The organism is Umezawaea sp. NPDC059074 (assembly GCF_042738955.1).
Classification (GTDB): Bacteria; Actinomycetota; Actinomycetes; order Mycobacteriales; family Pseudonocardiaceae; genus Umezawaea.
Map to the genome: position 1 here is coordinate 1 of NZ_JBHYHC010000032.1, position 21,916 is coordinate 21,916.

General features: G+C 69.3%; 23 protein-coding genes and 2 tRNA genes. 6 read left to right on the top strand and 19 right to left on the bottom strand.

Annotated features, from left to right (window positions below):
* Window positions 1-216: 216 nt before the first annotated feature.
* The 3 genes from ACFWW9_RS16815 to ACFWW9_RS16825 are packed head-to-tail and all read right to left on the bottom strand — an operon-like array spanning window position 217 to window position 1,658.
* Window positions 217-1,110: a helix-turn-helix domain-containing protein gene (locus tag ACFWW9_RS16815; RefSeq protein ID WP_390377774.1), complete on the bottom strand. Its 894-nt coding sequence runs from the start codon at window positions 1,108-1,110 to the stop codon at window positions 217-219.
* Window positions 1,107-1,331, bottom strand: a complete 225-nt coding sequence (locus ACFWW9_RS16820; RefSeq protein WP_390377778.1) for a hypothetical protein — start codon at window positions 1,329-1,331, stop codon at window positions 1,107-1,109. Before ACFWW9_RS16820 ends, ACFWW9_RS16815 begins: the two co-directional genes overlap by 4 nt.
* 54 nt (window positions 1,332-1,385) lie before the next feature.
* Window positions 1,386-1,658, bottom strand: coding sequence for a hypothetical protein (locus tag ACFWW9_RS16825; RefSeq protein ID WP_390377781.1), 273 nt, complete (start codon window positions 1,656-1,658; stop codon window positions 1,386-1,388).
* 183 nt (window positions 1,659-1,841) lie between these two features.
* Here ACFWW9_RS16825 and ACFWW9_RS16830 point away from each other — a divergent pair, with 183 nt between their 5' ends.
* Window positions 1,842-3,002, top strand: coding sequence for a hypothetical protein (locus ACFWW9_RS16830; RefSeq protein WP_390377784.1), 1,161 nt, complete (start codon window positions 1,842-1,844; stop codon window positions 3,000-3,002).
* Between the two features lie 2 nt (window positions 3,003-3,004).
* Here the strand turns inward: ACFWW9_RS16830 and xerC are convergent, their stop codons facing one another.
* From xerC to ACFWW9_RS16845, 3 genes are all read right to left on the bottom strand, one after another.
* The gene (xerC, locus tag ACFWW9_RS16835; protein WP_390377787.1) at window positions 3,005-4,177 is read right to left on the bottom strand and encodes a tyrosine recombinase XerC; all 1,173 of its coding nucleotides are present in this window, start codon (window positions 4,175-4,177) and stop codon (window positions 3,005-3,007) included.
* Window positions 4,178-4,364: 187 nt separating this feature from the next.
* Window positions 4,365-4,442 (bottom strand) — tRNA-Ile (locus tag ACFWW9_RS16840).
* Between the two features lie 248 nt (window positions 4,443-4,690).
* Window positions 4,691-4,765, bottom strand: a tRNA-Asn gene (locus ACFWW9_RS16845).
* Window positions 4,766-4,898: 133 nt separating this feature from the next.
* Here ACFWW9_RS16845 and ACFWW9_RS16850 point away from each other — a divergent pair.
* Complete coding sequence (locus tag ACFWW9_RS16850) at window positions 4,899-5,159, top strand: hypothetical protein (protein ID WP_390377790.1); 261 nt, start codon at window positions 4,899-4,901, stop codon at window positions 5,157-5,159.
* Window positions 5,160-5,889: 730 nt separating this feature from the next.
* Here the strand turns inward: ACFWW9_RS16850 and ACFWW9_RS16855 are convergent.
* Genes ACFWW9_RS16855 through dnaG form a run of 3 tightly spaced genes read right to left on the bottom strand, consistent with a single transcriptional unit; the run spans window position 5,890 to window position 9,108 of the window.
* Entirely contained in the window at window positions 5,890-6,639 is a 750-nt protein-coding gene (locus tag ACFWW9_RS16855) for a trans-aconitate 2-methyltransferase (protein WP_390377793.1), read from the bottom strand.
* Window positions 6,640-6,691: 52 nt separating this feature from the next.
* Window positions 6,692-7,201, bottom strand: coding sequence for a hypothetical protein (locus ACFWW9_RS16860; RefSeq protein WP_390377796.1), 510 nt, complete (start codon window positions 7,199-7,201; stop codon window positions 6,692-6,694).
* 2 nt (window positions 7,202-7,203) lie between these two features.
* The gene (gene dnaG, locus ACFWW9_RS16865) at window positions 7,204-9,108 is read right to left on the bottom strand and encodes a DNA primase (protein WP_390377799.1); all 1,905 of its coding nucleotides are present in this window, start codon (window positions 9,106-9,108) and stop codon (window positions 7,204-7,206) included.
* A gap of 33 nt (window positions 9,109-9,141) precedes the next feature.
* Here dnaG and ACFWW9_RS16870 point away from each other — a divergent pair, with 33 nt between their 5' ends.
* Window positions 9,142-10,068, top strand: a complete 927-nt coding sequence (locus ACFWW9_RS16870; RefSeq protein ID WP_390377802.1) for a sigma-70 family RNA polymerase sigma factor — start codon at window positions 9,142-9,144, stop codon at window positions 10,066-10,068.
* Between the two features lie 128 nt (window positions 10,069-10,196).
* The gene (locus tag ACFWW9_RS16875) at window positions 10,197-10,397 is read left to right on the top strand and encodes a hypothetical protein (RefSeq protein ID WP_390377805.1); all 201 of its coding nucleotides are present in this window, start codon (window positions 10,197-10,199) and stop codon (window positions 10,395-10,397) included.
* Here the strand turns inward: ACFWW9_RS16875 and ACFWW9_RS16880 are convergent.
* The 9 genes from ACFWW9_RS16880 to ACFWW9_RS16920 form a co-directional block, all read right to left on the bottom strand.
* A complete protein-coding gene (locus ACFWW9_RS16880) occupies window positions 10,387-10,560 on the bottom strand; it encodes a DUF397 domain-containing protein (RefSeq protein WP_390377808.1) in 174 nt (57 codons plus the stop codon). The genes ACFWW9_RS16875 and ACFWW9_RS16880 overlap by 11 nt on opposite strands.
* Entirely contained in the window at window positions 10,541-11,422 is an 882-nt protein-coding gene (locus ACFWW9_RS16885; RefSeq protein ID WP_390377811.1) for a helix-turn-helix domain-containing protein, read from the bottom strand. Before ACFWW9_RS16885 ends, ACFWW9_RS16880 begins: the two co-directional genes overlap by 20 nt.
* 82 nt (window positions 11,423-11,504) lie before the next feature.
* Window positions 11,505-12,557: a serpin family protein gene (locus ACFWW9_RS16890; protein WP_390377814.1), complete on the bottom strand. Its 1,053-nt coding sequence runs from the start codon at window positions 12,555-12,557 to the stop codon at window positions 11,505-11,507.
* 41 nt (window positions 12,558-12,598) lie between these two features.
* The gene (locus ACFWW9_RS16895; RefSeq protein ID WP_390377817.1) at window positions 12,599-13,846 is read right to left on the bottom strand and encodes a deoxyguanosinetriphosphate triphosphohydrolase; all 1,248 of its coding nucleotides are present in this window, start codon (window positions 13,844-13,846) and stop codon (window positions 12,599-12,601) included.
* Window positions 13,847-13,859: 13 nt separating this feature from the next.
* Complete coding sequence (locus ACFWW9_RS16900) at window positions 13,860-14,477, bottom strand: YdcF family protein (protein WP_390378019.1); 618 nt, start codon at window positions 14,475-14,477, stop codon at window positions 13,860-13,862.
* Window positions 14,478-14,522: 45 nt separating this feature from the next.
* Window positions 14,523-15,128, bottom strand: a complete 606-nt coding sequence (locus ACFWW9_RS16905; RefSeq protein WP_390377820.1) for a response regulator — start codon at window positions 15,126-15,128, stop codon at window positions 14,523-14,525.
* Window positions 15,125-16,219 carry a sensor histidine kinase gene (locus tag ACFWW9_RS16910; RefSeq protein ID WP_390377823.1) on the bottom strand — a complete coding sequence of 365 codons (1,095 nt, stop codon included), beginning with the start codon at window positions 16,217-16,219 and terminating at the stop codon, window positions 15,125-15,127. The genes ACFWW9_RS16905 and ACFWW9_RS16910 overlap by 4 nt, the downstream gene beginning before the upstream one ends.
* Before the next feature lie 17 nt (window positions 16,220-16,236).
* Entirely contained in the window at window positions 16,237-16,977 is a 741-nt protein-coding gene (locus ACFWW9_RS16915) for an ABC transporter permease (protein ID WP_390377826.1), read from the bottom strand.
* Window positions 16,974-17,885, bottom strand: coding sequence for an ABC transporter ATP-binding protein (locus ACFWW9_RS16920; protein WP_390377829.1), 912 nt, complete (start codon window positions 17,883-17,885; stop codon window positions 16,974-16,976). The genes ACFWW9_RS16915 and ACFWW9_RS16920 overlap by 4 nt, the downstream gene beginning before the upstream one ends.
* Before the next feature lie 92 nt (window positions 17,886-17,977).
* Here ACFWW9_RS16920 and ACFWW9_RS16925 point away from each other — a divergent pair, with 92 nt between their 5' ends.
* Window positions 17,978-18,709 (top strand): Type 1 glutamine amidotransferase-like domain-containing protein, encoded by a 732-nt coding sequence (locus ACFWW9_RS16925; protein WP_390377832.1) that lies wholly within the window; start codon window positions 17,978-17,980, stop codon window positions 18,707-18,709.
* An 18-nt stretch (window positions 18,710-18,727) separates the two neighbouring features.
* Window positions 18,728-19,681 carry a serine hydrolase gene (locus ACFWW9_RS16930; protein ID WP_390377834.1) on the top strand — a complete coding sequence of 318 codons (954 nt, stop codon included), beginning with the start codon at window positions 18,728-18,730 and terminating at the stop codon, window positions 19,679-19,681.
* Window positions 19,682-20,211: 530 nt separating this feature from the next.
* On the opposite strand, the gene ACFWW9_RS16935 is transcribed toward ACFWW9_RS16930, so the two are convergent.
* On the bottom strand, window positions 20,212-21,669 hold the full coding sequence (locus ACFWW9_RS16935) for a DUF1996 domain-containing protein (protein ID WP_390377837.1): 1,458 nt from the start codon (window positions 21,667-21,669) through the stop codon (window positions 20,212-20,214).
* Window positions 21,670-21,916 lie beyond the last annotated feature (247 nt).

Consider the following 21,916-nt stretch of genomic DNA (forward strand, 5'->3'; position numbering starts at 1 on the left):
CGTTCGGGTGGTTTGTTTTTTTTTAAAACTACAAACTCAAACCGGAACCGCCACACCCCCCCCTATAGCCGCGGTGGCCCCCCCAAACCCCCACCGCGGCCGCCCCCCACGGCAACCCGTCACGTCAGCGGGGCCGGTACGGCGTGGGTGTCGGCACGCGCCGTACCGGCCCCTGGTGTGCCGACCCCACGGAGGCGGAGGCGGGGGCCGGCAGTCTCAGGAAGCTTGGAGGTCTTCATTCGGGCGGCTGTGGTCGTTCGCCCACTCGGTGAGGACCTTGCGGGACTCCGTTGAATCGAGCGCGAGCGCCGAAAGCGCCACGTGTTTGGCCAGGTGGGATTTGATGGCCTGTTCGTCCTCCACGAACGCGGTGTTCACGTCGGATTGACCGTACGCCAACGGTTTTAGCCCGTTGCGGAAGGTCAGCACCGTAGAGGCGTGGTGCAGGGCGGGATGGTTGCCCGCGCCCGTGGGGATCACCCGGAGGGTGAGCTTCGGGTGTGTGCTCAGGTGCACCAGTCGTTCGGCTTGGCCGGACATGGTCGCCCGGTCACCGACCCACAGGTGAAGCGCGGCCTCGTGGATGTAGAACGCGAACCCGTCAACGTGCTCTCCCGACAGCACGCCTTGCCGGTCCATCCGACGTCGAACCGCAGGTTCCACCGTGACCGGGGGATGTGTGGCTGAGAACAGGAGTGAGCGGGCGTAGTCCTCGCTCTGGAGCAAGGCCGGGATCCCCAACGGCTCGTAACAGGTCAGCGACGTCGCCAACCGCTCGTGCAGGTTCAGGCTCAGGAGCACGTCGGCGGGCTCGTCGGAGTGCGATCGAAGGAAGTGCCCGGTGTGGTGCTCGCGCATCAAACGCATGATGCGGTCTCGGGTTGGCTTGTCGGTTCCACACTTCCCGAGCAGGACGCCGATTTCCCACTCGCTCGTGCCGCGCCACCCCTTCTCCAACTTGGAGAGCTTCGCTGTGGACCAGTCCAGTTCAGCGGCGACTCGGGTTCCACGGAGTCCGGCGCGTCGGCGGGCGGCCTTGAGTTCGGCTCCGAGTTCGCGGCTCTGGGCCGTGGTCGTGCGTTGCTGCTTGGTCTCGTTGTCGGGCGTCACGGTTGCTGGCCTCCCTCTACGGTCCGGCGACGGTCGCGAGCGCGTTCCTGCAAGGTCTCGCCGAGTCGCACCATCTGCGTGCCCAGGGCTTCCTCGCGGTCCGGGTCGAACTCGGACAGGGAGAGATTGTTGTTCGCATCCATCAGTCCGAAGATGTAGTGCGCGGTCTCGGTGTTGACGGCGGCCACTGATGCCAGGAACAGCCGCAGGTCCCGGATCACGAGGCGACACCTCGATAAGTCGACTTGTTGATCATTAGTTCATCCCGAGGGTGTTCACGTGCCCGTGCGAGCGAGCAGAACGGATCGATCCGTGCGCAGCCGATGTCGTCCGGGAGGTGCACTCGGTTCGGCGCGGTACTGGCGGGCCAGCGGGACCGTGACGGGCTCTTCAGGCTCAGGAACCGCGCGGAGGTCGTCGAGTACCTGCCGAAGCTCTTCGCGAGCCCACACGGCTTCGTAGGCGCTCTCCGCGCACTGCTGGGCGTACCGCCTGCCGATCACCACCATGTAGACCGGTGGCAGCACCAGCCAGATCAGGAACAGCACGATCCCTGGGCCATCACCTGCCAAGTTGCTCAACACCGGTTCCACCCGCCTCCGTTGACATCAGGTGCGCAGATGTCAGCTTTCTTTGATGCCGTTCGGGGGTAAATGACCTGGCAATGACCTATCTGGCCATGTGGCGACCTAGACTCGTCAGCGCTGACATTGGCGAACGGAGGCCAGCCGATGAATTCGGAGCGCAAGCGTGCTCGGACGCTGCTGGGCGAGTTGGTGCGGCAACGGGGGCAGACCGCTGAGGAATTCAGCGAGGACGCCGAAGTGTTCGCGCGCGAACACGGCATCGACGCGACGTTGAGCGCCCGTCACCTGCACCGACTGATGTCCGGTGGCCGTGATGACGGGCGGTCGCTTGGACCTGTCCGGGCAGGTACGCGAAAGCTGCTCGAAGAGATGTTCAGCGTGCCCGTGGAACGTCTGCTTCGACCGGTGCCCGCCGCAGAGTCCGGGCAGGGTGATTCCTCGGATGACGCGTTGAGCCTCCGGGCGAGGATCGCGGCGGGGAGGAACGTCGACGCTCAGACGATCGATCTTCTGCGAAAGAAACTCGACATCACGCGGGTGATCGATCGGCGGTTGGGGGCGTCCGCTCTACTGGGTGAACTTCGCGGGCAAATCGAGCAGATGGAACAGGCGTTGGGCAACGCGCTGGATCCGGCCATGCGGTCGAACCTGGCCGAGGTGCTCGTGGACGCGTCCACGCTCGCGGGGTGGCAATCGCTTGATCAGGGGTTGGTGAGCGACGCGTGGAACCACTACAACCGCGCTCGTACGGCAGCCAAGGAATCCGGCTCGCGCGAACTGGAGGCCTACGCGTGCGCGGGGCAGGCCGTCGTGCTGCTCGACATTGGCGACACGCGCGCGGCCGTGGAACTCACGGAGCACGCGCGCACCATTTCCAAGGGACGGACGTCGAAGTTGCTCTACTCGTGGTTGACGGCCGGACATGGGGAGGCGTTGGCGGCCAATGGGGAACCCCTGGAATGCCTCAGTGCCTTCGATGACGCGTTGCGGTTGATGAGCGCGCGACCCGAGTCCGCCGAGTCGCCCTATCTGGTCTTCGACGCCACGCACTTGGAGCGCTGGCGCGGGAACGCGCTCGCTCGACTTGGGGAGCCGGAAGCAATCGGGGTGCTGTCCGACGTGCTGGACCGGTTGGACCCCTCATTCACCCGTGCGGCGACGGCGCTGCGGGTGGATCTCGTGCAGGTGTTCACAGCTACCGGTGAAAGGGAGTTGGCGGCCGAGCACGAACGGCACGCGCGGTTGTTGGCGGCGCAGATCGGGTCAACACGGCAGCGCCGGCGGCTTGACGCGCTGCTCGTGTGATTTCACTTCGGGTTGCGCTTCGGCATCCTCGATCCGAGGATTTCGGCTGCCTTGCGGTCTGAGGCTGCCACCCAGGCCGCGTAAACCCGCAGGGTGGTTGCCCCTCCCCCGCCGTGGCCGAGTCGACCCGCAACGGTCCTCAGGTCGATTCCGGCCGTCAGCAACTCGGTGGCCGAGTAGTGCCGCAGGGCGTGGATGTGAGTCTTGATCTTCAGGCGTTCGGCCATGTCCTTGTAGCGGCTCGACACGGCGTGTGGCGAATACGGGGTGGTGGGGTCGGCCTTGAACACGCCGGTGAAGACGTACATGTCATCGGTGAGTTCGATGCCTAGTTCCGCGTAGCACTCACGGCAACGCTGCTGGTGTTCGATGAGGAGCACGACGGTTTCCGTGTCGAGGGCAATGCGGCGCATCTGGTGCGTCTTGGTGTCCTTCTCCTTGCCGACGCCACGGCGGAGCGTGTAGCTGCGGCGGATTTCGACGATGCCTTCTTCGAGGTTCACGCGGGACCACTTGAGGGCGCAAATCTCGCCGCGTCGGACGCCGGTCGTCATGACCAGCCACACGAGGGTGCCCCAGTCGTCGTCCATCTCGAATGCGGCTTCCACGAGGCGGGCCGCTTCGGCGGGTGACGGCGGGTCAGGCTGCGGCGGGGTCTGACGTGGCTTCTGAGCCACCTTTGCGGGGTTGGCGGCAATCCAGTCCCAGCGGACGGCGGCGTTGAGCGTGCCGCTGATGATGGAGTGGATTTGGCGCACGGTGGACGCCGCCATGGGCTTGCACGCGTGGGGCTTGCACTTCGACTTCTGGCAGTCGTGTTCGTCGGTCGACTTGTGCTCGATGAATGGCTTGCCGTCGCAGCGGACACGGCAGCGTCGAAGGTCCGCGTACAGGTTCTCCAGCGAACGGGCGGTGACCTTCTTCAGGCCTACTTTGCCGAGCGCAGGTCGGATGGTGCGTTCGATGTAGCCGACGTAGGTGTCTCGCGTGTTGTCCTCCAGTTCGGAGGTGCGCAGCCACTCGTCGACGGCGTAGGAGAACGTCACGGCGGTGCTCGTGGAGCGCCGCGCGTCCACTTCCGCCTGCAACCGGGTCATGGTCTTCGCTGCGGTCTTCTGGGCGGCTTTGTCGGTGCCCTTGACCGTCTCGGACAGGTAGACGTCCTTGTTCGTCACCGGGTCTTTGCCCGCGAATACGCGGACCTGGAGTGAGTTGCCTCGGACGCGGATGCTGCCCCGTGTTCGAGCGTCGTCACTGCTCTGCGGTGTGCCCATGGATCCATGGGCACACGAGTGTCAATGGACAAGGCCATGGACAAATGATCTTCAGTGGATCTTGAAAAGCTTGTTCTTGCTGGTAAAGTGGTGGGGCAGGAGGGGTTCGAACCCTCGACCTGACGGATTATGAGTCCGCTGCTCTGACCAGCTGAGCTACTGCCCCTTGCACGTGTCGCAGCCCACCTGGAACGTGGGTTGCGCTGCCGCGCTGTGGAGAGTACCGATCAGCGATCCGCGCGTCTCAAGAACCTCGGGTTCTTCTGTCGCTGATGTGGTTTGGGTGGGTGCGGTGGGGAAATGCGCCCGATCGTGTGACAAAGCGGTGGGGGTGCTGGTTGCGTGCGGGCGATGGTGGGTACCCGTGGGCCATGAACGAGAAAACCCCAGGTCCGGGGACCTGGGGCCGTCTAGTGGCTCCCCCTACTGGATTCGAACCAGTAACCCTTCGATTAACAGTCGAATGCTCTGCCATTGAGCTAAGGGGGAATGTTCTGTTGTTCGCCTGGCCGCTTCGGCCTGACAGGTGAGAACTCTAGCGCATGCGGAACGGGGCTCGCACACACCCCCCTCTGATGCGACAAGATGGGTGCTACCAGGCACGACACGAGAGGAGACCTCCATGAAGGGCATCCTGCTGGGCGCCGCTGTGGGTTACGTGCTGGGTGCGCGGGCCGGGCGTGGGCGGTATGACCAGATTGTCCGGACCTATCGGCGGCTTGCCGACCACCCCGCGGTGCAGGGAGCGGCTGGGATCGTGCGGGCCAAGGTCGGGGAGAAGACCGGGTTCGGGCATCGAGCCCACTCGAGCACGAACGGCACCAGCGGCACCAACGGCACCAACGGGCAGGCTCGGCGTGAGTCGGTGATTCCGCGGGCGTGAACGGGTGCTGCGCCCGCCGGAGGCGATCAACGGTCGCCTCCGGCGGGGGAAGCACCCAGCGCAGGTGAACGGTCGCCTGCTGCGGGCGGACGGCCGTCGCGAGTGAAGGGTCGCCTGCGGCGGGCCTAGCCCCACTTCAAGGCGAAGGGTCGCCTGCGGCGGGAGAAGCGACCGGCTCGGACGAAAGGTCGCCTGCGGCGGGCCAACACCTGCTCCGGGCGAAAGGTCGCCTACAGCGGGGAAGACCTCACCACACGTGAAGAGTCGCCTGCGGCGGGCCTCCTTCGGATGAAAAGTCGCCCACTTTGGGGGAACACGTCACCGCGGGCGTGGGTCGCCTACGGCGGGGCAGCCCCACCTTGGGGAGGGCCGCCTGGCGGCGGGAGAAGCGTTGACCACGGGTCGACGGGTCGCGGCCGGTGGGAGAGGTTGACGGCGGTCGAGGGGCCTGCGACGAGGGTTGCCCAGTGGTCAAAAGTTGCCTTCGGCAGTGACGTGTTCGCCGCAGGTCAAAGGGATCATAGGCGGGAACGCCTGTCCGCCCAGGAGCGTTTTCGGCGGGTAGAGGTCGCTTTCGGCGGGTGCGGACCGGTGGTAGGTCAAAGGTCGCCCGCGGCGGAACGGGCCCAGTCGCTGGTCAAAAGTCGCCTTCGGCGGGCGGGGAGTGCCGGGAAGCCGACCGCGGCCGCCAAGAGGGAAGGCTGAGCGCGGCGTTAAAGGCGTCCGGGGGCTAGCGGACTCTTGCCACGGCGAAGACGCGGCGGAACGGGAACCAGGTGGTGCCGTCCTGGCGTTGGGGGTAGGCCCGGCGGAGTTTGGGGGCCAGTTCGGCGCGGAAGGTGGTCCAGGCGGTGTCGTCCAGGATGGCGCGTACTGGGCGGAGGGCGGTGCCGGTGATCCACTCCAGGACGGCGTCAGGGCCTTCCAAACGCTGGAGGTAGGTGGTTTCCCAGGCGTCCACGTCGCAGTCGCCCAGGAGGTCTGCGTAGCCCGCTGGATCGAGGACTGGGATTTGGTCGCGGAGGGTGTCCGTCAGGGTTGGCCAGTTGGTGGTGATCTGGTCGCGGACCAGGGCGTGGGAGTCCGCGTGGAAGTTGCCGGGGACCTGCATGGCCAGCCAGGCACCCTGGGGAAGTTCTGCGGTCCAGCGGCGGAGTAGTTGGGGGTGGGTGGGGAGCCACTGGAGGACGGCGTTCGTGATGAGGACGTCCGTGTCGGGTTTCGGGGTCCACGTGGTGGCGTCTGCGACCGTTGCGTCCAGGCCCCTTGCGCGGGCCGCCTCGATCATCTCGGGGGATGAGTCGAAGGCTTCCAAGGCCGCGTCTGGCCAGCGTTCGGCGAGGGTTTCCGTGAGGTTGCCGGGGCCGCAGCCGAGGTCGACCACGCGACGTGGAGTCGTCGTGGTGATTCTTGCCACCAGCTCGTGGAACGGCCTGGAGCGGTGGTCGGCGAAAGCCAGGTACTTCGTGGGATCCCACATGGGTGTGCGCCTCCTCGAAACAGTACGGCCGTACTGTAACAGTACGCGCGTACTACTGGGAGGGCTTGAGGTCCTTCATCTTCGCCGCCACGTCGGCCGCGATGTCGCGGACGGCGTTCAGGTCAGCGCCCGGATCGGGGCGGACCTGGAGGGTCACGCCGCCCTTGCCGGGGACCTTGCGCTGGAGGTACCAGGCGTCGCCGATGTGGTGCTTGCTCTTGAACGACGCGGTGACCCTGGTGTGCACGACCTCGGGGACCTTGCCCGGTTCCTCCAGCACGAAGCGCTGCGAGGGCAGGTCCGTGAGCAGGACGGCGTGGCCCGCCTCGTCGTCCTCGGTCGCCTCGACGACCACCAACGCGCTGCCGCCCCACGTGGCCTTGCTGATGAGGTGCCAGCCGACGCGCCTCGGGCCGGGCAGCCACAGGCCCAGCGAAGTCGCCACCAGGAACCCGCCGCCGCGCACCGGGGCGTGGGCGATGACGGCCTCGTCGCGGTCCAGGACGCCGTCGAAACCGGCGGGCAGGCCCTGCTTGAACAGCTTGCGCCACAACGCGGTCATGTCTAGAGGCCTCCAACAGCCTGCTGGCCCAGCGCCTTGTGGTACTCCTCCAGCGCCACGAGGTCGCCGAACAGCGCGCGGTACTCGTCCGGGTCCTGCACCGGCGAGATGCGGTGCAGCCTCGACTTGATCTCGGAGATCTGGCCGAACACGAGGATCTGCTGCAACCGCGCCAGCACCGCCGAGACGTGGCGGAACTCGTCGTTCGCCTTGCACTCCAACGGTTCCACGGCCAACTCGGTCAGCACGGACCGGCCGGAGTCCTCCTGGCACGCCTGGCTCACGGCCTCGACGAACGCCGGCCCGGACAGGCCGCACGACGCGCCGCCCGCGTCGCGGATCGCCTGGTGCAGCGCGAGGTACATCGGGTGGCTGAACACCTCGTCGGGCAGGGCGTCGTAGTACGGCCCGGCCACCTCCGGCACCTGGAGCGCGGCCTTCAGCGCCTCGCGCTGGTGCCACAGCCTGGGGTCGCGCTTGTCCGGGCGGCGGGCGGCGGTCTCCACCGGCATCGCCGCCTGGTACGGGTCGACCACGGGGGGCGCGGACCGGCGCTGCTGCCGCGCGGGCGCCGCTCCCCCGCCCGCGGTCTCCCGGACGCGGCGGACGATGGCGGCCTCGTCGTTCCAGCCGACCCACCAGGCGAGCTTGGTGGCGTAGCCGTCGCGCTTGGCGCGGTCCTTGATCTGCGCGACCAGCGGCACGGTCTTGCGCAGCGCCTCGACCTGGCCGTCGACCGAGTCGAGGTCGTACTCCTTGAGCTGCGTGCGAACGGCGAACTCGATCAACGGGGTGCGCCGCGCGACGAGGTCGCGGACGGCCACGTCGCCCTTGTCCTGCCTCAGCTCGCACGGGTCCATGCCGTCCGGCGCGACCGCGATGTAGGTCTGCGCGGAGAAGTTCTGCTCGCCCTCGAACGCCTTCATGGCGGCCTTCTGGCCCGCCGCGTCGCCGTCGAAGGTGAAGATCACCTCGCCGTTCATGTCGTCGTCGATCAGCAGGCGCCGCAACAGGTTCATGTGGTCGGTGCCGAACGCCGTGCCGCACGACGCGACGGCCGTCGGCACGCCCGCGAGGTGCATCGCCATCACGTCGGTGTAGCCCTCGACCACCACGACCTGGTGCCGCCGCGCGATCTCCTTCTTCGCCAGGTCCAGGCCGAACAGGACGTGGGACTTCTTGTAGATCGGGCTCTCGCTGGTGTTGAGGTACTTCGCCTGGATCGGGTCGTCCTCGAAGATCCGCCGCGCGCCGAAGCCGACGACGTCGCCGCTGATGTCGCGGATCGGCCACAGCAGCCTGCGGTGGAACCGGTCGATCGGGCCCTGGCGGCCCTCCTTGGTGAGCTGCGCCTTGAGCAGCTCCTCCAGCTCGAAGCCGCGGCCGAGGAGGTGCTTGGTCAGCTTGTCCCAGCCGCTGGGCGCGAACCCGCAGCCGAACATCCCGGCGGCGGCCTCGTCGAAGCCGCGCTCGGCCAGGAACTCCCGCGCCTTCAGGGCGTCCGGCGTGCGCAGCTGCTCGAGGTAGTAGTCGGCGGCGGCGCGGTGCGCCTCGATCATCCGGGTGCGGGTGCCGCGGTCGCGCTGGACGGCGGAGCCGCCGCCCTCGTACACCAGCGTGATGCCGGTGCGGTCCGCCAGGCGCTCGACCGCCTCGATGAAGCCGAGGTGGTCGATCTTCATGACGAACTTGATCACGTCGCCGCCCTCGCCACAGCCGAAGCAGTGGTAGGTGCCGTGCGACGGGCGGACGTTGAACGACGGCGACTTCTCGTCGTGGAACGGGCACAGGCCCTTCAGCGAACCGCCGCCCGCGTTGCGCAGGGACACGTGGTCGCCCACGACCTCGTCGATTCGGCTGCGGTCACGCACCAGCGCGATGTCGCTCTCCCGGATGCGTCCTGCCACGTCGTCGAGTCTAGTGCTGGCACACTGGTGCTCGTGACCGCTGCCGACCAGTCGCTGGCGAGGACGTTCACCGGGCACCGCGCGCACCTGATCGGCGTGGCCTACCGGTTGACCAGCAGCGTGGCCGACGCCGAGGACGCGGTGCAGGAGTCGTGGTTCCGGCTGGCCGGGCTCACGGCCGAGGCCCGCGACGACATCCGCGACCTGCGCGGGTGGCTGACGACGGTGGTCGGCCGGATCTGCCTGGACCGGTTGCGGTCGGCGGCCGTGCGGCGCGAGTCCTACGTCGGCTCGTGGCTGCCGGAACCCGTGGTGACCTCGCTCACCTCGACCGGCGAGGACCCCCTGGACCACGTCGTGCGCGACGACGGCGTGCGGCTGGCCGCGCTGGTGGTGCTGGACCGGCTCACGCCCGAGCAGCGGGTGGCGTTCGTGCTGCACGACGCGTTCGCGGTGCCGTTCGACGAGATCGCCGCCGCGTTGGGCTGTTCGACGCCCACGGCCCGGCAGCACGCGTCCCGCGGTCGCAAGGCGCTGGCCGACGCCGCCCCGCCGCCGCGGGTGGCACTGGCCGAGCAGCGGGTGGTGCTGGAGCGGTTCCTCGCGGCGCTGGCGTCCGGAGACGTCCAGGCCGTCATCGGCGTGCTGCACCCGGACGTCGTGGCGATCGGCGACGGCGGCGGCCAGGTCCGCACCGCGATCCACGAGGTGGTGGGCGCGACGAAGGTGGCGCGCTTCCTGCTGGGGCTGGTCGCCAAGTACCGGATCGACCCCACTGCGGCCGGGTTCGTGGCACTGGTCAACGGCGACCTGGGCATCGTCATCCCGGAGCACCCCGGCGACGCGACCACGCAGGGCGTGCCGCGCCGGGTCGACGCGCTGGTGGTGCGCGACGGGCTGGTCGTCGGCCTCTTCGACGTGGCGAACCCGGACAAGATCGGTCACGTGCCGTTCGCTTGACACTGCCTCTGACCAGCGGGTTCCCCGCACGGAGCCACCCGGACGGGCACCTCCGGCGAGGGCGACGCGCCAAACGTGACACCACCGGGTGACTGATGTGACCGGCGGGAAAGCCCTACGGTCCAGCCATGACCATGTCGAAGGGGTTCACCCTCGAGCTCGACCCCGAGGCCGCGGGCCTGCTGGCGGGCACCCTCCTGGCCGGGGACTCGTGCGCGGTGCAGGTGCGCCACGGCAAGTCCGGCACGCTGCTGCTGTGCGCGCTGCCCGCCGAGCGCGGCCACGGGATGCGGCTGCACCTGAGGATGCCGGACGCGCCTACCGACTGACCCGCCGCACGAACGACCGCCACCGCGCGCGGGGGAAGGCCAGCACCGGCCCCGGCGCGTTCTTCGAGTCGCGGACGGCGACGTCGTCCGCGAACGACACCTCGACGCAGTCGCTGTCCGCGATGCCGCCGCTGTAGCTGCTCTTACGCCAGGTCCGGGTCATCGTCACCCTCCCGAGGCCGGTCGTACTCGGCCATGTACTCCATCATCAGCGTCCGCGACGCCTGCCGCTGGATGGCCAGCTGGTCCAACCGGGCGAAGATGAGCTGGCTCCGGGCGATGGCGTGCGGCTCGGTGGAGAACGACCTGGTCATCTCGGTCTCGGTGTAGACCAGCGGCACGGCGTCCGGGTACTCGATGAGCTTGCACCCGGCGCTGAGCGCGCCCGCGCCGCCGACGGAGGCGGGCACGATCCGGATCACGCAGCGGGGGCTGGTGGCCTGGAAGATCAGCCGCAGCAGCTGGTCCTCCATCACCCGGTCCCCGCCAACCTTCGTCCGCAGCGCGTTCTCGTGGACGAAGAACGTGCAGAACGGCCCCGAGTACGGCCGCAGCATCGCCTGGCGGCCGACCCTGGCGCGCACGGCGGGCGTGATCTCGTCCGGCGGCGTGAGGCCGAGCTGGTCGAGCAGCGCCCGCGCGTAGTCCTCGGTCTGGAGCAGGCCGGGGATGGTCGCGAGGTCGAAGCTGGTGATCGCCTCCGCGGCCGCCTCGGCGAGCGTGAGGGCGCGCAGGTTCTCCGGCAGCCGGTCGCAGCCGGGCCGGGACAGGTAGGGCTCGACCGCGGACTGGTGCCGGGTCACGAACCCGTCGATCGCCGTGCGCTCGAGTCCGCAGTGGACGAGCAGGCGCAGCAGGTCCAGCTCGCCGATGCGCGCCCGCCCGAGTTCCACCTGGGCGAGCGTCGTCGCGTGCCAACCGAGCCGGTCGGCCAGCAGCGCCCCGTCCAGTCCGGTCAGGTCCCTCAGCCGCCGCAGCTCGTCGCCCAGTTCCCGACTGGACGCCGTGGAGTCGGTGCTCGTCATGCTGTGACGCTAGGTCGTCTGATCAGCTAATTCGCCCATTGCGGCCCGAAACCCCACTATCGAAGGACGACTTGATCACCAGTCAGGATGGATCTGCGACCTGCGCGAGGAAGTGGAGGGCCCCGGTCCCGGCGTGCCGCACGAGGAGCAGGTACGGGCGGTCCACCCGGACGGTGAGCGGTTCGACGTAGCCCTCGAACGACAGCGACCGGAACACGACGGCCGTCGCGGCGGCGCCCTCCAAGCCCTCTTCGTCGATCTTGAGCACGGCTTCGTGGACGACCTCGTCGACCAGCACGCGCGGATCGGGGGTGAGCCCGGTCAGGTCGCCGTCGTGCTCGAACACCTTCTCCACGCCCAGCCGCCGGAGCGCGGCCTTGAGGGTCGTGGACGTCGTGACGGACAGCGCGGGCAGGAACAGCTCCAGCTGCCGGAAGTCCAGCGCGTCCACGAGCCCGGTCAGCCGGTCGGGGGTGATGGCGTCGAGGTCGCCGTCGGGCAGCAGGACGAGCGCCTCCATGCCGCCGTGGGCGGGCACCGACACGGCCTGCCAGCCGTCCTGGGCGGCGTAGCGGAACTTGGCCTCGCGGCGCATGGTCGGCACGTCCACAACGCCCGAGGGCGCGTGGAACGGCAGCGGCGCGGTGTCGGAGAACGCCCCGAGCCACGCGGTCTTCAGGTAGAGGGCGTTGACCAGGGTGGCGACGGTGTCGTAGGCGATCGAGCCCGGTCCGAGCAGCTCCGGGATGAGGTCGTTCGTCGTGTCGGCGACGTCGGCGTTGATCAGCTTGCGGGAGCCGTCCGGGTCCTCGGCGAACGGCGCGAGCCGCACCTTCGCGCCCGGCCACTTCGCCAGGCCGTCGGTGAACGCGGGCTCCACCACCAGGTCCTCGGCGGCCCACAGGGTGTTCGCCACCGCGAACACGGCGTCGTCGTCCGGCACGCCCTCGAGGAGCACGGCCGCGTTGTCCTCGCCCAGCAGGGCGACGAGCTGCTCGCGCGTCTCGCCGCGGGCGGCGAGGGACGCCAGGCCGAGCGCGCTGGCCACGGAGTAGGGCGACCAGCACGCGTTCGCCGTCCGGTCGGCCGCGACGACGTCGTGCAGGGCGAGGGCGAACGCCAGGTGCTCGGACACGGGACTCCTCAAGGCAGGGGACGTGGCCGAGTCTGCCACCGTCAGGCGCCGCCCAGCAGGGTTCGATGCCAGGACACGGCTTCCGCGTCGGTCAGCAGGGCCACCTGGTCGATCACCACGCGCAACTGGGCGGCGTCGTCGGCCGCGGCCTCCCACGCGGGCACGAACGCGAGGTCCAGGCCGTCCGGGGCGTGCTCGGCCAGGGTCGTGACCAGCTCGGTGATCAGCTCGCGCTGGCGGGTCTGCATGGCCAGCCGGACCGGGTCGGACATGACGTACCGGACGGCGACCGCCTTGAGCAGCGCCACCTCGGCCGCGACCAGCCGCGGGACGGCGAGGTCGGCGGCGTAGCGGACGAGCGGGCCGTCGCCGTGGTGCGCGCGGGTCTCGATGACCGCCGCCGACGCGAAGCGGCCGACGAGTTCGCTGGTCAGCCGTTTCAACGCCACCTGGGCGCCGAGCGAGCCGTCGTACTCGGCGTGGGCGAGGTCGGCGATCACCGGCAGGCGCAGGAGTTCGCGGGCGGCCTCCTCCAGCTGCGACACCGGTTCGCCGGAGAAGTGCTTCGCCGCCAGCTCGGCGACCGCGGCCCGCTCGGACGGGTCGGACAGCGCGGCCAGGCTGATGCGGTGGGCGAGGACGCCGTCCTCCACGTCGTGCACCGAGTAGGCCACGTCGTCGGCCCAGTCCATGACCTGGGTCTCGATCGGCTGCCGCCGGGCGGGCGCGCCCTCGCGGATCCACTCGAACACCTCGACGTCGTCCGGGTAGACGCCGAACTTGGTGATGCCGGGCGTGTGCGGCCACGGGTACTTGGTGGAGGCGTCCAGGCAGGCGCGGGTCAGGTTGAGGCCGCGGGCCGTCTTGGGTTCCAGACGGGTGAGGATGCGCAACGTCTGGGCGTTGCCCTCGAAGCCCCCGCACGGACCCGCGAGGGCGTGCAGGGCGCGTTCGCCGTTGTGGCCGAACGGCGGGTGGCCGATGTCGTGGGCCAGGCCGGCGGTGTCCACGACGTCCGGGTCGCAGCCCAGCGCCTCGCCGATGCCGCGACCGATCTGGGCGACCTCCAACGAGTGCGTCAGACGGGTGCGCGGCACACCGGAACCCTCGCCGGGCCCGACGACCTGGGTCTTGCCCGCGAGCCTGCGCAGGGCCGCGGAGTGCAGGACACGGGCCCGGTCCCTGGCGTACGGGGTGCGGTGCTCGCCGAAGGCGCCCCAGGGCGAAGCGCCCTTCGGCTCCTCCTCGACCACCCGAGCGGCGTCGTGCTCCGAGTAACCCTGGCTCATCCGGTCAGCGTAGTCAGAGCGTGATGCCGTCGAAGGCTCCGGCGGGGGCCTTCATCAGGTGGTAGTACAGCAGCGCGGCGGTCTCGCGGCGGATGTAGAACACCTGGGTTTCCCTGGTCTGCACGTTCGGGCCGCTGCGGGTCGGGGACGGCCACGCGTCCAGGCCCTCGTCCTCGGCCATCGTGCGGGCGCGCAGGGAGTGCCACGGGTCGCTGACGATGACGGCGGTCTTGAGGTTGCGCTCGCGGGCGGCGACGCCCAGCGCCTGGATGCTGCCCAGGGTGTCGTTGCCCTCACCGACCTCGACGATCCGGTCCTCGGGCACCTGGTGGTCGACCAGCCAGAGCTTGCCCGCCTGGCCCTCGGTGAAGTTGTCGCCCGGCTGGCTGCCGCCGGTCGTGACGATGTAGTTGACGACGCCCTGCTCGTAGAGCTTGCGGGCGTGTTCCAGGCGGGCTTCGAGGACCGCGGACGGGACGCCGTTGTACTGGGCCGCGCCGAGCACCACCGCCATGTCGGCGTGGGTGCGGTCGTCGTCCCTGGCCACCTGCCACACCCGGAAGGCCGTGCCGCCGACCACGAGGGCGCTGATCACGAGTCCGCCGAGCACCGTGCGCAGCAGCAACCGCATGATTCTGGCGAGAGGAGTGAGGGGCACCCGCTCATCGTCCCAGAATCAGAGCCACCCGTGTTCCTCGGCCAGCCGCACGGCTTCCGCCCTGGTCCTGGCCCCGGTCTTGCCGATGGCCGACGACAGGTGGTTGCGGACCGTCCCGTCGGACAGGTGCAGCGCCTTGGCCAGGTCCGACACCGTGCCGCCGTCCTGCGCGCGGAGCAGCACGTCGCGTTCGCGGTCGGTCAACGGGCTCGCCCCGCTGGCCAGGGATTCGGCCGCCAGCACGGGGTCCACGACCCGCAGGCCCGCGTGCACTCGCCGCACGGCGTCGACCAGCTGCTCCGGCGGGGCGTCCTTCACCACGAACCCGAGCGCGCCCGCCGCCATCGCCCGCGCCAGGTAGCCGGGGCGGCCGAACGTGGTGCACACGATGACCCGGCAGCCGGGCACGGCGGTCCGCAGGTCAGCGGCGGCCGTGAGGCCGTCCTTGCCGGGCATCTGCACGTCCAGCAGGGCGACGTCCGCCTGGAACCGCTTCGCGGCGTCGACGACCTCGTCGCCGGACCCCACCTGGGCGACGACCTCGATGTCCGCCTCCAGGCCCAGCATCGCGGCCAGCGCGCCGCGCACCAACGCCTGGTCGTCGGCCAGCAACACCCGGATCACGCGACCTCCGCCCGCAGCAGGTACCCGCCGTCGGGCAGCGGACCCGCGGCCAGTTTCCCACCGACCTGCCCCAGCCGTTCGGCCAGACCGCTCAGCCCGCTGCCCTCCGGGGTGTCCCCCGCGCCCCGGCCGTCGTCGCGCATCTCCAGCCACGTGTCGCCGAGCCGGACCTCGCAGCGCGTCGCGCGGGAGTGCCGCAGCACGTTCGTCACGCCCTCCCGCACCACGTACCCGAACACCTCCTGCAACTCCGGCCGCACGTTGTCCACGGCGTGCGGCAGGTCCGGCTGGACGCCCGCGGCGCGCAGCGCGGCCCGCGCTCCCACGACCTCCGCCGACAGCGACACCTGCCGGTAGCCCGACACCGTGGCCCGGACGTCCCCCAACGCCTGCCGGGCAAGTTCCTCGACCTCGCGGATCTCGTCCTGCGCCCGCTGGACGTCCCCCGAGCTCTCCAGGACGCGCCGGGCGAGTCCGGCCTTCACGGTGATCGTGGTGAGGCTGTGGCCGAGGATGTCGTGCAGGTCGCGGCCCAGCCGGTGGCGCTCCTCGGCGACGGCGAGCGTGGCGATCTCGTCGCGGGCCTTCCGCAGCTCGGCGTTGGCCCGCAGCATCCGGCCCATGAAGGTCATCCCCAGCGAGACCGAGAGCAGGGTGCCGAACTGGTCGAAGTCCGAGCCGATCTCGCCGAACAGGTAGGAGGCGGCGACCAGCAGGACCAGCACGGAGCCGTCGATCACGACGGCGGGCACGAACGGCAGGATCATCGCGGTCGCCGACATCACGTAGACCATCAGCCCGGACGAGCCGAGCCCGAGCCCGAAGACCACCGCCAGCCCGACCGCGGTGAGGGCCAGGCTGCCCACCACCCGCGTCCGGACGGGCTTGTCCACCCAGCCCAGGAACGGCATGGCGAGCCAGCCGAGCGAGTAGGCCACCAGACCGGTGATCAGCAGGACCTTCCGCCACAGCGGTTGGTCGTCGACCACGACCCCGTAGACGATGAACGGGATGTAGAGCCCCAGGAACACCAGACCCACCAGGATCCAGCGGGATCCCCCTCGCCACATGCCCTCAGCCGCGCGAACCACACCGGTCACCGTAGGCCTCAGACCCGTGCGGTGTCCGTCTGGAACCGCTTGGCGGCGATGAGACCGAGCCCCAGGACCCAGGCGCCGAGCACGAGCACCGCGGTGCCCAGGTCGGCTCCGCCCACGAGCGGGGCCTGGCCGACCAGCTTCACCCAGTAGGTCGGCATGACGTGCATGACCGCGCTGAGCCAGCCGGGGGCCACCTCCGCGGGGATCCAGATGCCGCCGAGCAGGCCGAACGCCATCGACAGCACGCCGGTGAGCGCCTGCATGCCGTCGGCGGTGGCCAGCAGGCCGATGACGATGCCGATCAGCACGAACGGCAGCGTGGCCAGCCACAGGCCGCCCGCGACCTCCACCCACTGCACGGCCGACATCCGCACGTCCTCGACGAGCGCGCCGACGATCATCACCAGCAGGATGCCGGGCAGCGCGACGACCATGCCGAGCGCGCCCTTGGTGAGCACGTAACCCAGGCTGCTCAACGGGGTCAGCCGCAGTTGGCGCTGCCAGCCGGAACTCCGCTCGACGGCGATCCGGGCCCCCGCGGCCAGCGGCGCGGACATCAGGCCGAACACGGCCATGTTGAGCATCAGCGACGTGGTGACCGGCAGCCCGTTGGGGAACACCTGCCCCTTGGCGCCGTAGAGGTTGACGAACAGCAGGAACATCACCGTCGGCATGACGACGGTGAACATCAGGTACCGGGTGTTGCGGACGGCGCGGCGGACTTCCAGAGCCAGGAACCGGGCGTTCACTTCTTCTCCTCGGAAGCGGTCAGCGCGAGGAACGCGTCCTCGAGGCCGACGGCGGTGATCTCGATGTCGTGGGCGGCGGGCCACCCGGCGAGCAGGGCCCGGAGGGCGGCGTCGGAGTCGGCGCAGGCCAGCGCGACGGCGTCGCCGCGGAGTTCGACGGCCTGCACGCCGGGCAGCGATTCCAGCGCCGCCGCCGTCGCGCCGGGCACGACGGCGCGCAGCGTGCGGCCGGACACCGTGGCCCGGACCTCGGCCACCGAGCCGTCCGCGACGACCCGGCCCGCGCGCATCAGCACCACCCGGTCGGCGTACTCCTGCGCCTCCTCCAGGTAGTGGGTGGCGAACAGGACCGTGCGGCCGGAGTCGGTGTACTCGCGCATCCCGCGCCAGAACTGGCGGCGGGTCTCCACGTCCATGGCGACCGTCGGCTCGTCCAGCACCAGCAGGTCGGGGTCGCAGACCAGCGCCAGCGCGAAGCGGACCCGCTGCTTCTGCCCGCCGGAGAGCTTGGTGCACTTGCGGTTCGCCAGGTCGGCGATATCCGCGCGGGCCAAAGCCTCGGCGACCGGCAGCGGCTTGCGGTGCAGCGCCGCGACGAGGCCGACGGTCTCGGCGACGGTGGCGTCGTCGAGCAGCGACCCGTTCTGGAGCATCGCGCCGATCGTGCCGGTCACGACGGCCTGGCGCGCCGTCTGGCCGAACACCGAGATCTCGCCGGCGTCGGGCACGGTGAGGCCGAGCAGCATGTCGACGGTGGTGGACTTGCCCGCGCCGTTGGGGCCGAGCAGCGCGACGACCTCGCCGGGGGCGATGACCAGGTCGACGCCGTCCACCGCGTGCACGTCGCCGTAGCTCTTGCGCAGGCCGGTGAGGGTCACCGCCGTGCGGAGTGCGGTTGTTTGCGTCATGTGACGATCGTGCTGCGCCGCGGGGCCCCGCCGAGGGGTCGACCGTCACGACCTGGCCATGACAGGTGTCACGGGCCGGCAGGATCGCCGCCATGCCCGCATCAGAACCCACCATCCTGGCCACGTCCGGCGGTTACCGGGCCGGCTACCGCACCGACCTCGAGTTCGGCAAGCTCCTGCACTTCGCCGTGGAGCTGTCCGGGGTGGACGGTCGACGGCCGTCCGTGTGCCACATCGGCACCGCGAACGGCGACCAGCGCGCGGGCAACGCCCGCTTCTCCGAGGCGGGTCAGCTCGTCGGCTGGGACGTCTCGCACCTGAACCTGTTCACCATGCCGCCGACCGACGACCTCCGGGGCTTCGTGCTCTCCCACGACGTGGTGTGGGTGGGCGGCGGCTCGGTGGCGAACCTGCTCGCCGTGTGGCAGGTGCACGGGCTCGGCGACGTGCTGCGCGAGGCGTGGCAGGCCGGGGTCGTGCTCAGCGGCGTGTCCGCCGGGTCCATCTGCTGGCACATGGGCGGCACGACCGACTCGTTCGGCCCGGAGCTGCGGGTCGTGACCAACGGCCTCGCGCTGCTCCCCTACGGCAACGGCGTGCACTACGACTCGGAGAAGACCCGGCGGCCCGCCGTGCACGCGGCCGTCGCCTCGGGCGAACTGCCGCTCACGTACTGCACCGACGACGGCTCCGGATTGCTCTACCGGGGTACCGAACTGGTCCAGGTGGTGTCCGAGATCTCCCACGGTGGCGGTTACGTAGTGCAACGGGACGAGTCTTCAGGAACCGCACAGGAGGAAAAGCTCGACATCACGAGGTTGTAGAGCGTTCAGTTAATAACTGTGGGTGAACGTACGCGACGTGTCGGGCTCTACGGGGTGATCGCCTTGCTGGTGGCGGTCGCCTCCTCCGCGTTCCTCGCGTACGACACCGGCTCGCCGACCGAGGTGAGCACGGCGGCGGCCGACGCGAGGGTCCACGCGGCACCCCCGGCGGCCGCCACCTCGTCACCGGAACCCACCACGACCGAACCCCCGACCACCACGACGACGGAGCCCGCCCCGCAGGTCGACCTCGGCGCGGGCCTGCCGTCGGCCGAGGCGGTAGCGGGCGACTCGGTGAACCTGGGCGTCGCGATCCTCGACCTCCAGACCGGCCAGGTCGTGGGGAGCAACGGCGACAAGCAGTTCTACTCCGCGTCGCTGAGCAAGCTGATCCTCGTGGTCGACATGCTCGACCGACGGGCGGAGAACGGCTTGGAACTGTCCGACGACGACCTCCAACTCGTCGACCGCGCGCTGACCTACAGCGACGACGAGGCAATGGACGCGCTGTGGACGAGGTTCGACGGCATGGCCGCGATCGACCGCGTGGCCGAGCGCCTGGGCATGACCGGCACGCACTCCCCCGACGACCCGTCGCAGTGGGGCGAGGTCGTGATCACGGCCGACGACATGGTGAAGCTGTACCAGTACATCCTCAGCGGGAAGATGGCCGAGGCCGACCGCGACCTGATCGTCGACGCCCTCTCCGGAGCGCAGGAGGAAGCGGCAGACGGCTTCGACCAGTTCTTCGGCCTGCTCGACGCGAACGCTCGGGGAAGCCGGGCCGCGTACGCGAAGCAGGGGTGGATGTACTACCTGCCCAGTGACGTGTACTTGCACAGCGCGGGAATCGTGGACAACCGCTACGCGGTGGCAGTGCTGACCATCCAAACAGGAGTGTCCACGGACGCGGCGAAGGACCAGGTCGCGAAGATCGTCAGCGCCGCACTCACACCACTTCCCGCCACATAGGACAAAGCAGGGACAAAGACAGAGGCAGGGCAAGGCAGAGGGCGGGGCAAGGACCGGGGCCGGGAGCCGGGGCCGAGGGCCGGGCGAAGCTTCCTGGTGACCCACCACCTGCTCGCGGCCGGGGCGACGGAAGCACGGCCGATTTTACTCGGGGGATTTGGCGCTTAAACTTGTGGATCGGGCAGGCATTGAGCCTGCCCTTTATGTCCGATCAAGCGCCAAATCGAGGGGTCCCCGAGTCAAATCGGCCGCCCCGCTGGAAATCTTGGCCGCCGGGTGGGCCGCTGGGAGCGGCAGTCGCCGGGCGCGAGCCGCTGAGAGCGGAAGCCGCTGGATGTGCCGCTGGAAGCGGAAGTCGCTGGGCCGCCTGCTGAAAGCAGCAGCCGCCGGGTGACCACCGAGGATAAGCAGGGTGAGCCCGCCAAAAACCCGCAGCCGCGAGACCCCAAAGCCCACAGGAAAAGGAAAAAGGCCACCCCGCCGCCGAGGTGGCCTTCTTCCTTCCACGTACTGCTACGCGGAAGTCGTTGCTACTCCTTGCACTTCTTGCCGGAGTTCACGCAGTTGACGAGGCGGTTCATGATCTTCTGCGACATGACGTTCGCGAAGTCGTCGTGGTCGCTGACCGGGTTGTGCTTCTCGTTCGGGAACGAGTCGACCTTGTACTGGCCCTTGAGCTGGACGTCCCTCGGGATGTCGTAGGTGAGGGTCGTGCGCAGCTGCGGGACGGCCTTGAAGCCGTCGGCGCACTTGCCGGTGGCGGCGTCCGGGAACACGATGTGCGTGCGGTGGTTGGCCGAGTCGGTGTTCTTGCCGTCCCAGCAGCTCGGGAAGTCGTGGATGCGCTTGACCTTCGAGCCTTCGGGGCAGATCACGTACTTGGCGATCTGGACCTTGTCCTCGAAGCCGGAGCAGGTCCACGAGTCGCGGGTGTTCTTGGTGCCGTTGATGGAGACCTTCGCGTCGCCGTAGAGGATGCGGAGGAACTTCGGCATCGCGGTGACCTTGCCGACGGGGCTGCCGCGGAAGGTGAGCTCGGCGCTCAGCGGGCGCTGGATCTCGCCGTCGTTGCCGGGCAGTTCGTTGTTGTCGTCGGGCTGGTCGGCCGGGTCGGCCTCCACCGGCGGCTTCTCGCCGTTCTCGGAGCCGTCACCGATGGGCGAGGCCTCGTCGGGCTTCTTCACCGAGCAGCGCGAGAGTGCGCCGAAGTCGATCGGCTGGCGGCCGGGGCGGCCCAGCGCGAGGGTCATCCGGTCGAGGATGGCCTTCCGCTTCTCCAGCAACGGGTTCACGACCTGGGCGTCGACGGCGTTGGCGTCCACCGCGGCCGGGAGCTTCTTCTCGGCTTCCTCGGTGACCTGGTCGACCTCGTCGAGGGCCTTGTCGACCTCGGGCTGGAGCTCTTCCGGGACCTCGTCGAGCTTGCTGGCCACGTCGGGGCAGACCAGCTGCGGGCGGCCCTTCTTCTTCGCGTCCACGTCGGCCGCGGCCTGCTTCTCCTGCGCCTGCTTGGCTTTCTGGTCGACCTGGTTCGCCTCTTCCTCGTCCGCCGTGTCGATGCGGATGACGGGCCAGAAGTAGGTCGACTTGTCGCCGTTCTTGCAGGTGGTGCCCGCGGCCTGGAGGCTCTCGTTGGTGGAGTTCGCGTTCGTCGACAGGTTGCCGACGTAGTCGTGGAGGTGCTCGGCACCGTTCTCGACACCCGGAGCGGCGATGAAGTTGTCGCCGTTGAAGTGGCCGTTCTCGTTGACGCCGCAGTTGACGGTGAAGGTGCCCTTCGACGCGTTGCCCTGCTTCTTCACCTGCTTGACGTTCGGCTGCACCGTCGTGATGTCGACGAACTGCGAGATGTCCACGCCGTCGGCGGAAGCCTGATCGCCGGTGTTGGTCGTGACCACGACCACGCCAGCCGCGATCGCCACGGCCGCGCCGATCGAGGCGATCTTCGTTCTGCTGGAGATCTGGTGTCGTCCACCGGTCCGGGTCATTCGATGCTCACCTCTGTCGTCGGGTTGCTTCCGAAGCGGCGTTTCAGGCCGGCTCACTGGGGCATACGCACGGTCGAGATACGCCTCCCCAACCGTGTTCACGACGTTATCGATTCGTTACATTAGAATCCGATGAGAGCTCGAGGGCCGGAAAATCGAGGAACGCCCACCGCCCATACCGCCTGAACTGCGCAAATGGACTCTTGATCCACACCGTCGCGAGAGGTCCACCGAAGATCATCTCGAC